The organism is Thiocapsa imhoffii (assembly GCF_016583985.1).
Classification (GTDB): Bacteria; Pseudomonadota; Gammaproteobacteria; order Chromatiales; family Chromatiaceae; genus Thiocapsa; species Thiocapsa imhoffii.
This window is the reverse complement of sequence record NZ_NRSD01000001.1, coordinates 80438-96479: the sequence shown is the minus strand read 5'-3', so window position 1 is coordinate 96479 and position 16042 is coordinate 80438. Positions and strand designations below refer to the sequence as shown.

Sequence of the window (16042 nt, the reverse complement as noted above, 5' to 3'; positions counted from 1 at the left end):
CCGCTGTGTTGGTTCATACGCGCTCGCGGCTCACGCAGCAGGAGTGACAGTCGCAGGGACCGCGGCCGGTTGGGCACCAAGAGCCTGAAGGGCGACTCTACCCCGCGCGGTCAGATCGGACACGAAACGAAACTGCTGGCGCGGATCGACGGGGTAGGCCCGTAATCGATAATGGGTTCCCCAGGGTTGCTCACGCACGACCACGGCGAGCGGTTGATTGAGCTGCAGATAGGGGCTGGTGATGGCGACATCGTGCAGGGCCTGCCGCACCTGGTCCGCACGATGCTGTGGGTGGAGGTAGAAATCGGCGACACATTGCAGTTCCGGCCCGCCATTGTTGGCATTGAAAATCGCTTCGTTCCACAACTGCAGATGTGGAATGGAGACACGGGTATCGTCAGGCGTGACCAGTTCCAGGGTGCGCATGCTGACCTTCACCACCTCACCATAGTTGCCCTTCACCTCGACCCAGTCGCCCTGTCGGTAGGGCATCTCGATCACGCCACCACCCCCGCGATCAGATTGTTCCGAGATCACGCAAGCGCTTTTCAAGATCCCTTCCCCACACTCCGTGCGGCATGCGAACCACGAACAAGGTGTGCCATCATGCACCGCTTGCATCGTGATTGATCCGATCGGAACTGTCTTGCATCGAGTGGTTGAAATCCATCTCGCGGTCTTTTTGGAGGGACGTGATGTCGCTTGAAGTCACAGGTTTACTCGGCCTGATTCATTTGATCTTGATCGTTTATGCCATTGTGAAAATCATCGGAAGCCCGTCCGGCACCGGATCGAAGGTGATCTGGATTGTGATCGTCCTACTGTTGCCGGTCCTCGGTCTGATTCTGTGGTTCCTCTTCGGCCCAAGCTGAGGCTGGTCCCAGCCGGGTCGCTGGATGCGACCACCCGAGGCGAAGCAATGGCCTCATCCAACATCCAGCGACTCGGGGCAGGCCTTCGGTCCCATCACAGGATCGGCCCAATCATGGCAATGCTGTTGTTCAGAAGGCGCCGACCTGGCCCCCAGGCATCCACCATATCCGCGGTGACCGGTCTGGAGTGGGCGATGTAGTGCTCTTGACGCTGGCGCATGGTCTTGGTCAGTTCGGGATCGTACAGCAGAATATTGTTCTCGAAGTTGATCTCGAAGCTCCGTCGATCCATGTTCGCCGACCCGATCAGGGTGATGGCTCCATCAAGGGTGAGCGACTTCGCGTGCAACAAGCCACCTTCGAATTCGAAGATCCGCACTCCCGCGGCGATGAGATCCGCATAATAGCTGCGGCTCGCCGCCCCGACGACGAATGAATCATTGCGTGCCGGAAAGACGATCGTGGTGCGCACCCCACGATATCCCGCCGCGCACAGGGCACTCTGCATCGCCTCATCCGGAACATAGTAAGGGGTCGTGATGGTCAGTTCATCGCGGGCGCTGTGGATCAGCGACTCGAACACCTCTGGCATGGCCGAAGCACGGACCATGGGACCGGTCCCGATCACCTGGGCGGGGAAGCCATCCGCCGACTCGGTCGCAAGCACGGGGCGTCGTAACTCGGCATCGAGCCCATCGTCCACGTGAGCGAGCCAGTCGGAGGCGAACAGGAGCTGGTTCTGTCGCACGATCGGACCCTCGAACCGCATCATGATGTCGACCCAGGGGGCATACTTGGCCTTGATCCGAAACTCCGGATCAGCGCAGTTCTGACTGCCGCTGTAGGTGATGCGATCATCGATGACGAGGATCTTGCGGTGGTTGCGCAGATCGATGCGGCCTCGCAGGGGACGCAACAGCGGATTCCCAATCGGCAGGGCCCGCACCAAGCGGACGCCCGCGGCTTGCATGCGGCGCCAATGACTCGAGTGAATCATGCGGCGGGAGCCCAGATCATCCGCCATGGCCCGACAGATCACACCACGCGCCGCGGCCCGCTCCAGGGCCGCGGCCATCTGCAAGCCGTTGTTGTCGGGAAGCCAGATGTAGAAGACCAGATGCACTGAATGCCGCGCGGCATCGATGTCGGCGACCATGGCATCGATCGCCGCGTTGGAGTCAGCCATCAGGGTTGCGCGATTCCCCGCGACCGGGTCGAAACCGTTGATTGATTTCCCGATCCGGAAGAGATGACGATGGATTTCGGGGATCTCGGGAGGAATCAGCAAGCGGTCGGAGTCATAGGCGAGTTCCGGGATCTGCGCGACGATGCGGCGCATGCGCTCGGCGCGACGACGGCCAAGATTGACCTCGCCGAACAGGATGTAGGCGAGCACCCCGATGATGGGAAACGCGATGATGACCAGGATCCAGGCGATGCGCGATGCCGGTTGGCGATTGCGTCGCAACAGGACACGAACCACGAACAGGGTCAGGATCAGGGTATGCAGGATCAAGCTGAACGTTATCACGAACGCGAACCTCGTCTGAAGGGAGACTGGCACCGGGCGAGCCCGGACCCACGCGCGGCGGTTTCATTGTGACCGCATCCTCGGGTGAACCCAACACCACTCGGTCCGAAATCGCACCAGGCAGCAGGACCAGGGAGTGCTGATCCGCGCCGAGGCGACGGCTCAACACCCGCGGGTCGCTCAACCCAGCGCCATGCTGCCCGAGTGCCCGGCGACGTTTGGCAACCCACCCACCATCCCGGTCCAGAGGCTGATCCCAACCAGCAGGAAGCCGAGCGCCAGCGCCACGCAAGCGACAGCAGCGATCAGACGGCCCTTCTCACGATCCGCTCGGTTCCGCGTCCGGAAGGCCCAAAAGACCCCGCCAGCCGTGACCAGGAAACCAAACTCACTGATGAACAAGAGTGTGAGCAGGGGCAACCGAGGGCCGTCAGAGGGCCCAGTCGCTCCGCCAACGATCAAAATAAACGCAAGGATCAGGCCGAGACCCGCTGCGACCCACGTCAGGGGAAAGGTTTTCTCCACGATAACTCTCATGACTGCGTTGCGCTGAGCCCTATTGTGCGGGAATTCAGGGCCTAGATCATCGCTTTCGGGCACGCCTGCACGCGGATGGCCGCATCGCGAGGCCAGCGCCACAGGCACGTGATCGCATGCCGGGCACGGAGTGCCGTTGCGATCGCCTTTGAACCTTTTCCGTCCGCCATCATCTTATGCTGCAGTGCACAAAATACGTTGCAGACCACATCCGATGATACGCCACTGGATCTCGACCATTCGTTTCGGAACCCTCGGATCAAGACCCGTCGTGAACCGCTGGAGAATGCCACCATGATCGAGCATGACCTGAACCACAGTGACCGTGACCCTCAGCCGTTCGTGCTGACCGTCTCTTCAGAAGCACAACCGGTGGTGCTGAGAACCGGCGCGACCTGCTGGATCCACGCCATCGGCCCAGGTGACGAGTCCGTCTTGCGAACCTGCTTCGCTGGACTGTCCGCGGCGTCACGCCGGTTGCGGTTCTTTGGCGCGAAGCAGGCCCTGACCGACGCGGATCTCGCCACACTCACCAACACCGACGGGCGTGATCATCTCGCCTTCGCAGCGGTCCGTCACGACGCACAGGGCCAGGTCAGCGAGGTGCTTGGCATCGCACGATGCGTGCGCGTCGCCCCGGGAGCGCAAACCGCGGAGTTGGCGATGGCCGTCATCGATCGAGCGCAAGGTCAAGGACTCGGTGGCATCCTGCTCGAGCACTTGCGCAGGGCGGCTCAAGCACAAGGGATCGATCGGTTTCACTGTGAGGTTCTCGCCGAGAATGATGCCATGCGGGCATTGGCCAAGCGTCTTGGCGGCCGCGCCCGGTGGCTCGATGATGGGACGCTCTCCTACGAGTGCCCCTTGCGGGAGGTAACCACGACGCCGGCAGTCCCGGCTCACCAGCAGGCGGCCACGTGCCCACCTCGGCCCGCGAGAGCCTTCCCATCACCGACCTGGACCCAGGCTTGGGAGCGCATTGTTCGAACCGGATTGGCCACCTACGAGGTGGCTGCCCAGGCCTGCTATCATCAATCACGAGCGGGCGCATAAGCGCCTTGGGACCTGCGATCCGATCGAGACCCTGATGACCACACCCCGCATCCGTTCGTTCGAGGGTTTGGCACCCCGCATCGACCCATCCGCCTGGATCGATGACACCGCCGTGGTCATCGGCGATGTCGTGATCGGGCCGGACGCCTCGGTCTGGCCGGGCTGCGTGGTGCGGGGTGATCTCCATCACATCGAGATCGGCGCCCGGACCAATCTGCAGGACGGCAGCATTCTGCACGTTTCCCATGACAGTCGCTTTCTTCCAGGTGGCGCACCCCTGGTGATTCACGAAGGCGTGACCGTTGGGCATCAAGCGGTGCTGCACGGCTGCGAGATCGGCTCGCACTGTCTGATTGGGATCGGCGCGCGCGTGCTTGACCGCGCTGTCCTCAAGCCGCGCACCCTGCTCGGCGCCGGGTCTCTCGTCACCCCAGGTCAGGTTTTAGACGGCGAGTCGCTGTGGCTCGGCGCGCCCGCGCGACGTGTGCGCACCCTGCAGAACGCTGAACTCGAGTATCTGGAGTATGTCGCGGAGCACTATGTCCGCTTGGCGGCGCGACATCGCGCGGCGGATCCAACGATCGGGTGAGTCGCCACTTGGGATCACCCATGACGGTCGGCGGGGCGGGATCCGTCGTGCCGTTCAGACCGGTGGTCAGGACCAGGCCGCGGGCGCCGTCCTGCCGCGCCAGCGCAACTCACTCGCGCATTCCCGAGCAGGACGTCAGCGGATGATCCGGTTCAGGAGGAGGCTGGCGGCGACACCGCCGGCTCCTCTGGTGGATCAGCAACCGCTGGTGGATCAACAGCAGGCACGGGCGGGATCCGATTCACGTCCACGGCAACCGTCAGATCGTGATGTCCGCCGCCATAGAAGATGCCGCGCAGCGGGGTGACGTCCTGGAAATCGCGCCCGACCGCGGTCGTGATGTGCTGCTCACCGGGAATCTGATCATTCGTCGGATCGAAATCCACCCAGCCGATGTTCGGGATCAACACCGCGAACCAGGCATGCGAGGCGTCGGCACCCTGGAGCTTGACCTGTCCCGGCGGTGGCAAGGTCTCCAGATAGCCACTGACATAGCGCACGGCGAGTCCCAGACCACGCAGACCAGCGATGGCAACGTGCGCGAAATCCTGGCACACACCGTTGCGCTGCGCCATGACCTCGGCGAGCGGAGTCGCAATCGTCGTCGAGGTTGGGTCGTAGCGAAAATCCCGGTGGATGCGACTCATGAGTTCGATGGTCGCCTCCAGGATCGGGCGCCCGGCGGTAAAGGACTCCGCCGCAAAGGCCACGGCATCCGGGTCGGCGGGCACCAGCGGCGAGGGCAGTGTAAAGATCCGCAGATCGGTCATGGGCGCATCATCGCGGTCAAGCAACCGATCGACGATCCGCTCCCAGGGTTGGGTCGAAGCCGGTTGCGGAAGGTTGGGCGCCATCACTTCAACCTCGCTCTGGGCCCGCACCTCGAGCGCGTCATGGGCCTGCTGGATCGAGAAATAACTGACGCGATTGCCGAAGAAATCCTCGTACTCACGATGCACCGCGGGCCAGGGATCGACCCGGATCTGACTGAAGAGACAACGCTGGCGCGGGGTCTCCGATGGCTTCAGGTGGGCAATACTGTGACAGAGCGACACCGGCTCGGAATAGTCGTAACGCGTGACATGGTTGATCTTGAACCTCATGAGTCCGACCTTGCCGCTGATCGCCGCAAGAGGCTGTGCGGCTGCTCTTCGTGGCGGAAATACTGAGCCGTGATGGCATCCGAGATCGCCGCGCTCTGTTGATCCAAGCCCGCTAGGATCGCGGCCAACTCGGCGCGGCGCTTCCCGGTCTTGTCGGGCTGGACCAGGGTGTCGATCTCGGCAAGGCGAATCCCCGTGAGTGCTTTGAGCACCAGTTTCTCGACCGTGGTCCGTCCCATGGAGAGATCACCACGGGGCAGTTCCGAAACCAGACGCTCGAGCTGCACCAACTGATAGGCAAGCGCACGTGGATTACCCTCGTCTTGATACACCAGATCGAGGAGCGCACCAACCCGGGTTCCCGCCCGATAGCGTCGCCGATAGGTGATCAGGCTGTCGGTGACGCCGAGCACCGCGTCGATGACCATGTGCTCATCCGGTTCGCCCGCGATGGGCACAAGCGTCGAGCGCAAGAGACTGGCGGTCGCCGATGCGCGCTCCAGTCGCCGCCCGATCTCAAGAAAATGCCAACCTTCGTTATGCGTCATGTTCTCCTGCGTCAAGGCCGAGAAAGCAACCAACGAGGTGATCAAGGGGTCGAGTTCATCGAGCGCGAGCGACAACTGATTGGGGGGATCCTTCGTCAGGCGACCGAGATGGCCCTCAATATCACTGACGATGCGCCAGGTATCGGCCGACAATCGGTCACGCACCGAATAGGCCGCCTGCCCCAGGGCCTCGAGCGTCTGCGGCAAGCCACCGAGTCGCTTCGAATCCGCGATCAACGACAGCATCTCTGGCACGGGATTGTTCAGTCGCTCATCGGCACCGGCGCCGACGAAACCAGGGAAGGATTGCGTCTGATTCGTCAAGGCCTCCAAGAGCGAGCGCAAACAACAGGAATCACCGATGGGTTCCGGATAATCACCGCGCTCGGAGAGCTTGAAGATGGCGATGCGCAGCAGCCTGACCAATCCCTCCGCGCGCTCGGCATAGCGACCGATCCAGAATAGGTTGTCGGCAACCCGACTGGAGACCTCGCTCTCCTGAGTCACCGCGGGGCTCATGGTCTCGGCCGAGACCATGAGGCTCTCCTGGCGCTCCGGCTCGGAAGCGACGATCCAAACATCCTTGGCCAAGCCACCGAGTTGGTTGGAGTCCAAGGCCGCGTTGGCGGTTGGCGTGACCCGCCCGAGACCACCCGGCATCACGGTGTAGCCGTCCTCTTCGGCGCTGAGGAAAGTCCGCAGGACGCTGGAACGGGGCTCCAAACATCGACCGATCAGGGCCGGGGCGGTCGAGGGACAAATGTGTTCCTGAGCGATATAGCCTGCTGGATTGGCCTTGATGGCCGTGATCAATGCGGCCCGCTCGGGCGCCTCCAAGGTCGCGGGAACGAGGCAACGTGGACCGGAACCGCGGTGCAGCGGCTTGATGACCACCTGATCGAACCGTTCGAGGACCTGTCCGAGCGAGGCGGTGTCACCACACCACCAGGTTGGAATGTCCGGGATCAGCAGCTCCTCGCCCAACAGCTCCTGGCACACCTTCGGCAGGAAGGCCGGGAGCGCGGGGTGTTCGAGAATGCTACTGCCGAGCGCGTTGGCCACCACGAGATTGCCGGCCCGGACCGCTTGGACCAAACCCGGCACCCCGAGCAACGAGTCCTCGCGCAGCTCCAGTGGATCGCAGCGACTATCGTCGACCCGCCGCAACACCGCGTCGATGCGCTCGAGCCGGCCCAGGGTCCGCAACCAGAGCGCACCATCACGCACCGACAGGTCGCCGCCGCGCACCAGCGTAAACCCCAAATAGTTCGCCAGATAGGCATGCTCGAAATAGGCCTCATTGGCCGGCCCCGGGGTCAGGACCACGATACGGGCGTGTTCGTAGCGGCGCGGCGCGAGCCGGGCCAAGGTGCGGCGGAGCGAACGAAAGAAACCGGCCAGTCGGTGAACATGCGAGTCGCGGAACATGCTTGGCAGCACCCGCGAGAGCACCACGCGATTCTCCAACGCATAGCCGAAGCCGAGCGGACTCTGGGTGCGGTCGCCGATGATGCGCCAACTGCCATCAAGGGTCCGTGTCAGATCGGCGGCATAGTGGATTAAGGGGCGATTTCCGGCCAGTTCAATGCCGTGACAGGCCAGCAGATAGTGGCTGCTGGCGTCGATGAGCTCTGCCGGCAAGAACCCATCGCGGATGAGCTGACGTGGCCCATAGAGATCGAGCAGGATGTGATTGAGCAAGTCTGCCCGTTGAGTCAGACCGCGTTCGAGTTCCGCCCACTCCTCGCTACGAATCAGCAGCGGCAACAGATCAAGTTCCCAGGGACGCGACATCCCCTGGGCATCGGCGTTGAGATTATAGGTCACGCCATTGTCGCGAACCATCCGCGCCGCTTCGCGCCAGCGCGCGTCGATCCCAGCAGGGCCGAGCGTACGCAGAGCGTCCAGAACATATTGCCAATGCGGCCGGACCTCGCCATCGGCCGTCCGCATCTCGTCATAGCAGCCGGGCAACGGGCTGTAGGCGTCATCCAAACCCGGTTGTCCCGGGATGGCTGCCAGATCGGGGACAGACATGGGCCACTCTCATCGTGCGAACATTGACGGATGATTAGACACGTCATGCCCGAACGTCGCAAGGTCGCGTATGTGCGATCGGCGCCGCGTGGGCATCAGCGTGCACCTCAAAAGACCCGCAGCGGATCCCCCTCGGTTCTCCACGGGCTCGAGTCCGCACGGCGCCCCGACCTCCGGGCCATCCTCTCCTGCCGGCCTCAGCCGTCCACGGTCATGCGCAACGCACGCTAGAGTGGATCGGGCGGAGTGGTCCCGGCCGCTGACGCCGCCGGTGCAAACTGGGTCAGGTGCCGCGCGAACTGAGTAGCCGGCATGGGGCGCGCGAACAGTTCGCCTTGGGCGAGGAGACAGCCGCTGTTGAGCAAGAACATCCGTTGACGCTCATCATGCACGCCATCGGCGATGATCTCGAGATCCAGCGCCTGCGCCATCGCGATCAGCGCCTGCACCACCGCCATGTGGTCCGCGGAGTCGGGAATGCTGCTGAGCATGGCGCGCTCCAGTTTGAGACACTGGAGCGGCAGTCGTCGCATCAGCAAGGGCGCGATCCAACCCGGACCGACATCGCTCAGGGTGAGCGCAACATGCCTCTCGTGGAGAGCGATCAGGACGTCGCGCGCCCGTTCGGAGTGTTTGAACAGCAAGGTTGCAGGCAGTTCGATCGACAGGCGAAAACGCTCCCGATCCTGGTCACCGAGGAGTGCTTCGACGGACTGCAAGAGGTCGAAACGTGTCAACTGCGCCTCCGTCAGCGCGATCGCAAGCACCTGGTTTGGCACATTGAGACGGCTCCAGAGCCGCCGACAGGCACCGACTTCGGCGAACAACCAGTGCCCAATGTCCAGCAGCATCCCGCATGATTCGGCGAGCGATTCAACACGCTCCGATGGCAGGATCCCCCACTCGGGATGATGCCAACGAATGCTCGCCTCGGCACTCATCCACCGACCGCTGGCAAGATCGATGCGTGGCTGGAGGTACAGTCGAAACTCACCTCGCTCGAGAGCCAGGCGCAACGCGTTGCGCATCTGCTCGTACTCGCTCGGCGCACTGGTGAGTGCTCGCGCAAAGATCCGAAAGTCGTTGCGCCCCCCTTGCTTTGCCTGACGTAAGGCCGCCTCGGCATGGGCCATCATAATCTCAGCGTCATACCCCGCCGTCGTGTCTAGACAAATCCCCACACTCGCCGTGACGAAGCCCTGATGAGCACGAATCATGAATGGCTCACGCAATGATACGCACAGCCGTTTCGCAATCTCGGCGGCCTCCTCTGCCGTCTTGACCCCCTCCAGTAACAGGCCGAATTGATCGCCATCAAGCCGCGCAACGGGATCACTCGGGCGAAGGCCTTCGCGCAGGCGAAGTGCGAGCGCACGCAGCAATTCATCGCCCAACGCATGCCCAAGACTGGCATTGAAATACGTGAGCCGATCGAGTCCCAACAGGAAGAGCGCTTGCGCGCGTGCAGGGGGGCGGTTCGGGTCGAGCACTTGGCGCAAGCGGCCCTCGAAGAGGAGGCGGTTGGGGAGCTTGGTGAGTGGATCATAGTGAGCATGTGACTCGGTTGGCCTCGTGCCCAAGCGCCCGGTGGAGCGCTCGGCAAACAGGCCGACATAATTCACGGCAACACCATCAGCATCACAGATACGGCGGATCCGCAGGGTTTGCAGATGGACCACGCCGTCCTTATTGCGAATCCAGATCTGTCCGTCCCAGGCCCCCTCCCGAAGGAGTTGACGCCACATCCGCGCGAAGAAGGCACGTGTATGCCACTCGGCATTGAGCAGATTCGGCTGACGCCCGAGCACCTCAGCCGCGGTGTATCCCGTGATGCGCGTAAAAGCAGGATTGACGTCCTGGATATGCCCCCGCGGATCCGTAATCATCATGCCATCGGTCGCCGCGTCAAAGATGGCATTGAATTGCCAGAGCCGCTGCTCGAGACCCTGAATGGTCGCTGCGTCACACAGGCCAGGGGGCGTCGCAACGTGCTCGTGACAGACCTCCATTGGCGGCGCGTCGATCCAGAGCGCAAGCAGCTCCCCTGCGGCATCCAGCTGCTTTTTGTTTTGATTCACCATTCTCGATCCTGGGTCCCGCGGCACCGGCAAGGCGCGTTCGATTTCAACCCGGCGCATTTGCCTTCGCTACACAGAGGCGGTAGCGTGTGATCTCAGCAGCACCATGTATTCCTGGACGGTCTATGGTGTGCGAGCGACGCCCCCTCGGCACCGGATACCCTGACCGAACGCACCGTCGCGACCGACGGCCTGTTTCGAGCTCACAACTGGATTCATCAAGCGGATCCACTCGCGGGCTCGCCAGTCCATGTCTTCATTCACCACGAATGACGCCATTCCTCAATGAGGATTCGCAAGGATGACATCGCCATCCGCTGACCACTCAGATGCCACCCGCCTCCTCGCGATCTTGGAACGCTTCGCCCACGAGTCACGCCTCCCCGAACCCACTGGTGGGATCGACCTCGATACCCGTCTGGAAACCGATCTCGGACTCGACAGCCTCAGTCGCTCCGAACTGATCGCGCGCATCGAAACCGAACTGACGGTGTCCTTACCCGATCAAGCCATGCTCGCGGGCACCGCGCGCGACCTGCTCGCGTTGGTTCAAGATCGCTCTCGTGTCACCCCTGGAGCGACGGAGACGATGACCAGGGTGGCGCCCTCCCCCGTTCCCGAGGCCGCCGACGCCGACCACCCTGATGCGGCGCAGACGCTCCTTGAGGCCCTGGACTGGCATCTGCAACGCCACCCTGAGCGTCTCCATATCCGCTTCGAGGCACCCGACGCACCGCCAGTCTCGATCAGCTATCGGGCCTTGGCCGAAGGGGCTGCGCGGGTCGCTGGTCACCTCCGACAAGCAGGGCTGCGCCCAGGGGCCACGGTGGCCTTGATGCTGCCGACCGGGCCGGGCTATTTCGATGCCTTCTTCGGCGTTCTGATGGCGGGAGGCATCCCGGTGCCCATCTACCCGCCCGCGCGCCCGCAGCTCATCGAGGAGCATCTGCGCCGGCACGGTCGGATCCTCGATAACGCCGGTGTGGTCTTCCTGATCACGGTCCCGGAGGCGCGCACCATCGCGCGCGTGCTCCGGGTTCAGGTTCCATCCTTGCGTGCGATCCTGACCCTGGAAGAACTCGCAACCACGCCTTCAGCTCCGGCCGACATCACCCAGGCCGGCCCGCGCGCGGCGGCACGGGACATCGCCTTCCTGCAATACACGTCCGGCAGCACCGGTGATCCCAAGGGCGTTGTGCTCACTCATGCCGATCTGCTCGCGAATATCCGCGCGATGGGGACCGTGGTCGAGATCGCACCCGACGATGTCTTCGTCAGTTGGCTCCCGCTCTATCACGACATGGGCCTGATCGGAGCCTGGCTGGGGAGCCTCTATTACGCCGTCCCCTTGATCGCCATGTCGCCACTGTCCTTCCTCGCCCGACCGGTGCGGTGGCTGGAGGCCATTCATCGGCACGGGGGAACCCTCTCGGCGGCACCGAACTTTGCCTACGAACTCTGCTTGACCCGGATCACGGACGCCCAGCTCAGCGAACTGGATCTCAGCCGTTGGCGGTGGGCACTGAACGGAGCCGAGCCGGTGAGCCCGACGACCCTGGCACGGTTCGCCGCCCGTTTCGCTCCCTGCGGCTTGCGCCCCACCGCCTTAGCACCGGTCTACGGGCTCGCCGAGGCGGCCGTGGGGCTCGCCTTTCCACCGCTTGGTCGTGGACCGCGCGTTGACTGCATCGATCGCGATCGGTTCGCGCAATCCAGCCATGCGTTACCGGTCGCCTGCACAGATCCGGAGGCACTGCAGATCGTCGCCTGTGGACGCGCCCTGCCCGGCTACCAACTGCGGGTGGTCGACGCAGGCGGTCACGAACGGCCAGACCGGCACGAGGGGCTGCTTGAGTTTCGTGGCCCCTCCGCAACCCAGGGCTATTATCGCAATCCCGAGGCCACCCGAGCGCTGATCCGCGACGGTTGGCATGCGACCGGTGACCGGGCCTATCTGGCCGATGGCGAGGTGTATCTGAGCGGCCGCGTCAAGGATCTGATCATCCGCGGTGGCCGCAACCTCTACCCCTACGAGGTCGAGCAGGCGCTCGGCGAGATCGCCGGGGTGCGCAAGGGATGCGTGGTGGCCTTCGCGGCGGAGGATCCCGAACTGGGGAGCGAACGGCTGGTCATCCTGGCCGAGACCAAGGTACGAGATCCCGAGCACCGCGCCGACTTGACCCGGCGCTTGCGCGAGCGTGCCACGGAGGTCCTGGGGATCCCCCCCGATATCCTGCTCCTCGTTCCACCGCGCGCGGTGCTCAAGACCTCGAGTGGCAAGTTGCGGCGTGCGGCCACGCGCGAACGCTATCTCGCCGGGCGACTCGAGGAACCCGCGCGACGCCCCGCCTGGCAACTGCTGCGGGTTGGGCTATCCGGCCTCCACTCCCGGGTGCGCCGTTTCCCGCACCAGCTTTACGCCGGATATGCCTGGTCCGTCTTCCTGGTGCTCGCCCCCTGGTTTTGGATCGCCATCCGATTGCTCCCGAACCGGTCACGGCGGTGGGCGCTGGCCCGCTTCGGTATTCGACTGCTACGGCGTCTCACGGGGCTGCGACTGACGGTGAGCGGGCGCGCGCACTTACCCGCCGACAGCAGCCCCGTCATTCTGGTCGCCAACCATGAAAGCTATCTCGACGGTCTGATCTTGAGCGAGGCGGTTGCCCGTCCGCTCGGTTTCGTCGTGAAGCAGGAATTGGCCAGCCGGCTGATCGTCGGTGCCTTCTTGCGACGCATGGGCGCGCACTTCGTCGATCGCTTCGATCCACATTCGGGCCGTCTCGAATCCACGCGTCTCGCGCAACAGGTCGGCGACGGGACCACCCTCGCGATGTTTCCCGAAGGCACCTTCCGTGCGCAGCCGGGACTCCTGCCCTTCCGGATGGGCGCCTTTGCCGCGGCCGCTCAGATCGGCGTGCCGGTGATCCCCATCGTGATCCGCGGGACTCGGGCCCTGATGCCAGGCGACAGTTTCGCGCCGCGACCCGGCACGGCCGAGGTCATCATCCTCCCGCCATTGGAACCCACTGGATCGGATTGGGCCGCGGCGGTAGCGCTGCGAGATCGCGCCCGCGCATGCATCGCCGAGGTCCTCGAGGCAGCACACACGAGCGCGATGCCGACGTCCTGAACCCCTGAGCGCAGGGGGTGGTGCGTGATGGCGGCACGGCCTCAGCGCCCGATCAGAGTGTCAGACCGCCAGGGGATGCGAGTTGGCTCTAGAGTGGGATGGCGCGAGCCCCAGGGATCACGAGCTCCGCACACGAGGGGATCGATCACAGCGCTCCCGACGAGGCAGCACGCTGCAGTCGCTTCGAAAAGCCGATCAAGCGGGCCTCCACGCGCGCGTTGAGACTCGCGACAGGAAAGGCCCCGTCGCGTCCACGCTCGCCCGCGACCTGACCCGTGAGCACTTCGATTCCCTCGTCGATGGTCGCGATCGGATAAACGGCAAAGCGGCCCTGCGCGACCGCCTCGCGCACATCGGCACGCAGCATCAAATGCGTCACATTGGCCGCGGGGATCAGCACCCCCTGCCCGGGCACCAGACCACGCGCGGCGCAGACATCATAGAATCCTTCAATCTTGTCGTTCACCCCGCCGACGGCTTGCACCTCGCCGAGTTGATTGACCGAGCCGGTAACGGCCAGCGCTTGGCGAATGGGCACGGCGGCGAGCGCCGAGAGCAGGGCATAGAGTTCGGCCGACGAGGCGCTATCGCCATCGATCCCACCATAGGACTGCTCGAAGACGAGGCTGGCCGAGAATGAGAGCGGGTCGTCCAAGGCGTAACGACCGGCAATGAAGCCTTGCAGAATCAGCACACCCTTCGAATGGATCGGACCACCGAGTTTGACCACCCGCTCAATGTCGATGACCTCACCCTGGCCGAGACGCACCCGCGCGGTGATGCGACTCGGATGACCAAAGGCACAGCCGCCGAGACGCATCACCGCGAGGCCATTGACCTGGCCGACCCGCTCACCCCTGGTCTCAAGCAGGATGCTCCCTCGAGTGATCTCCTCGATCAAACGGCGGCTGATCCGATCCGCGCGGGCAACCTGGGCATCGATCGCGCGCTGGACCTCCCCGCATCCCACGATTGCGCGACCCGCGATGCGCGCCCAGTAGTCGCTCTCGCGCACCAGGTCTCCGATGGAGCGCAGATGCGTTGAAAGGCGTTCGTTATCCTCGGCAAGTCGTGCGCCATGCTCGACCAGGCGTGCCACCGCGGCGCGATCGAGATGACGCAGCCCCGCGCGCTGAACCTCCAAGGCGATGAACTCGGCATAACCCCGGACCGTGTCGAGTGTCCATTCGAGTCGATCGTCGAAATCGACCGCCACCTTGAAGAGTTCGCAGAATTCGGGATCCGAGTCGTACATCCAATAATACACATGACGCTCACCAATCAGCACGACCTTGACATCGAGTGGAATCGGTTCCGGCTCCAGCGACAGGGTGCTGATCAGGCTCGTCATGTGCGCCAGTGATTCAATGCGGATCTCGCCGGCCCGCAGCAACCGTTTCAGCGTATCCCAGGCAAAGGGCTGCATGAGCAGCTGGGCGGCATCGACGATGAGGTAGCCGCCATTGGCCTGGTGCAAGGCGCCGGCACGGATCATGGTGAAGTCCGTTTCCAGCGCTCCCAGGTGCGAGCGGTGCTCGATGCGTCCGACCAATTGATGATGTGTCGGGAGATCCACGACGACGACCGGAGCTCCGCCATTCTCCGGATGGCTCAGGATGACATTGACGCAATACCGGTGATGCCAAGGCGGACCGTCGTCAGACGCCTGCACCCAAGGATCCGAGGGCGGCGACTCCCGCTCAGGCAGGAGCTGGCGAAAGTGCTCGACGACGTCCTGCTGGGCTTGGCACAGATAGTCGACGACCGCCGCTTGATTGGCGTACTTCGCGCTGAGGTGATCGAATGGGCTCTCGATGGCGGCACTGACCATCTCCCGATGGAGTGTTTCGAGCAATTCGTCCGCACGCTTCTTCCACACAGGCAGCTGATGCATCACCTTGCGCAGCTCGCCCTGAAGCGTATGGATATCCTGTTCGATGCGGTGACGATCCTGCTCTGGCAAGGTCTGGAACTCATTCGGACCTAGAGGCTTGCCATCGCGGACCGGAGCCAGGGTGAAGCCCGTCGGGGTCTGCAGCAAGATGACGTCCTTCGCTTTGGCCTGCTCACGGATCTCGGTCATCGCGCGCTCCTGCAGCTGCTCGAGGTCTTCCGCGAGCGCCTGCGCGTGAATCCGGTATTCATCGCTCTCGAACAGGCTCGGCAGCGAGCGATGGAGCGCGGCGACGAGCTGCTCCATGTCACGCATGAACTCCAAGCCCTGCCCGGGCGGCAAACACAAGGCACGCGGGCGATGGACATCCTCGAAATTAAACACATAGCACCAGTCAGACGGTACGGCCTCGGCACGCGCACGCTGCTCGAGCACACCACGAATCAGGGCGAACTTGCCCGTCCCGGAGGGGCCGAGAGCAAAGAGGTTATAGCCCTCTTGATGGATGCCGATGCCAAAGTGGACGGCTTCGATCACCCGGTCCTGACGGATGATGCCGTCAACGATGTCTAGATCCTCGGTGGTTTCAAACTCCAGATCGCGCGGGTCGCAGGGGCGGTAGAGTGCGGCGGGGTTGAGCGGGGCAACAGGCATGATGGGCTCGCGACAA

11 protein-coding genes are annotated in these 16042 nt (G+C 63.6%); 4 read left to right on the top strand and 7 right to left on the bottom strand.

The genetic code is table 11. From position 1 onward, the window contains the following. Nucleotides 1–30 precede the first annotated feature (30 nt). Complete coding sequence (locus tag CKO25_RS00415; protein WP_200385938.1) at nucleotides 31–537, bottom strand: mechanosensitive ion channel domain-containing protein; 507 nt, start codon at nucleotides 535–537, stop codon at nucleotides 31–33. A 158-nt stretch (nucleotides 538–695) separates the two neighbouring features. Here CKO25_RS00415 and CKO25_RS00410 point away from each other — a divergent pair, with 158 nt between their 5' ends. Next, complete coding sequence (locus tag CKO25_RS00410) at nucleotides 696–872, top strand: PLDc N-terminal domain-containing protein (protein ID WP_200385937.1); 177 nt, start codon at nucleotides 696–698, stop codon at nucleotides 870–872. 94 nt (nucleotides 873–966) lie between these two features. Here the strand turns inward: CKO25_RS00410 and cls are convergent, their stop codons facing one another. Then, nucleotides 967–2403 carry a cardiolipin synthase gene (cls, locus tag CKO25_RS00405; protein ID WP_200385936.1) on the bottom strand — a complete coding sequence of 479 codons (1437 nt, stop codon included), beginning with the start codon at nucleotides 2401–2403 and terminating at the stop codon, nucleotides 967–969. A gap of 180 nt (nucleotides 2404–2583) precedes the next feature. Continuing rightward, the gene (locus tag CKO25_RS00400; protein ID WP_200385935.1) at nucleotides 2584–2928 is read right to left on the bottom strand and encodes a hypothetical protein; all 345 of its coding nucleotides are present in this window, start codon (nucleotides 2926–2928) and stop codon (nucleotides 2584–2586) included. A gap of 306 nt (nucleotides 2929–3234) precedes the next feature. Here CKO25_RS00400 and CKO25_RS00395 point away from each other — a divergent pair, with 306 nt between their 5' ends. Both CKO25_RS00395 and CKO25_RS00390 read left to right on the top strand, forming a co-directional pair. Beyond that, on the top strand, nucleotides 3235–3993 hold the full coding sequence (locus tag CKO25_RS00395) for a GNAT family N-acetyltransferase (protein ID WP_200385934.1): 759 nt from the start codon (nucleotides 3235–3237) through the stop codon (nucleotides 3991–3993). A 34-nt stretch (nucleotides 3994–4027) separates the two neighbouring features. Further along, nucleotides 4028–4582: a gamma carbonic anhydrase family protein gene (locus tag CKO25_RS00390; protein ID WP_200385933.1), complete on the top strand. Its 555-nt coding sequence runs from the start codon at nucleotides 4028–4030 to the stop codon at nucleotides 4580–4582. A gap of 152 nt (nucleotides 4583–4734) precedes the next feature. Here the strand turns inward: CKO25_RS00390 and CKO25_RS00385 are convergent, their stop codons facing one another. From CKO25_RS00385 to CKO25_RS00375, 3 genes are all read right to left on the bottom strand, one after another. After that, nucleotides 4735–5685 carry a transglutaminase family protein gene (locus CKO25_RS00385; RefSeq protein ID WP_200385932.1) on the bottom strand — a complete coding sequence of 317 codons (951 nt, stop codon included), beginning with the start codon at nucleotides 5683–5685 and terminating at the stop codon, nucleotides 4735–4737. Then, nucleotides 5682–8270, bottom strand: a complete 2589-nt coding sequence (locus CKO25_RS00380) for a circularly permuted type 2 ATP-grasp protein (RefSeq protein WP_200385931.1) — start codon at nucleotides 8268–8270, stop codon at nucleotides 5682–5684. Before CKO25_RS00380 ends, CKO25_RS00385 begins: the two co-directional genes overlap by 4 nt. Nucleotides 8271–8497: 227 nt before the next feature. Next, the gene (locus CKO25_RS00375; RefSeq protein WP_200385930.1) at nucleotides 8498–10351 is read right to left on the bottom strand and encodes a putative bifunctional diguanylate cyclase/phosphodiesterase; all 1854 of its coding nucleotides are present in this window, start codon (nucleotides 10349–10351) and stop codon (nucleotides 8498–8500) included. Nucleotides 10352–10649: 298 nt separating this feature from the next. Here CKO25_RS00375 and CKO25_RS00370 point away from each other — a divergent pair, with 298 nt between their 5' ends. After that, nucleotides 10650–13478 (top strand): AMP-binding protein, encoded by a 2829-nt coding sequence (locus tag CKO25_RS00370; RefSeq protein WP_200385929.1) that lies wholly within the window; start codon nucleotides 10650–10652, stop codon nucleotides 13476–13478. Nucleotides 13479–13623: 145 nt separating this feature from the next. Here CKO25_RS00370 and CKO25_RS00365 read toward each other — a convergent pair whose 3' ends face one another. Continuing rightward, complete coding sequence (locus CKO25_RS00365; RefSeq protein WP_200385928.1) at nucleotides 13624–16026, bottom strand: Lon protease family protein; 2403 nt, start codon at nucleotides 16024–16026, stop codon at nucleotides 13624–13626. Nucleotides 16027–16042 lie beyond the last annotated feature (16 nt).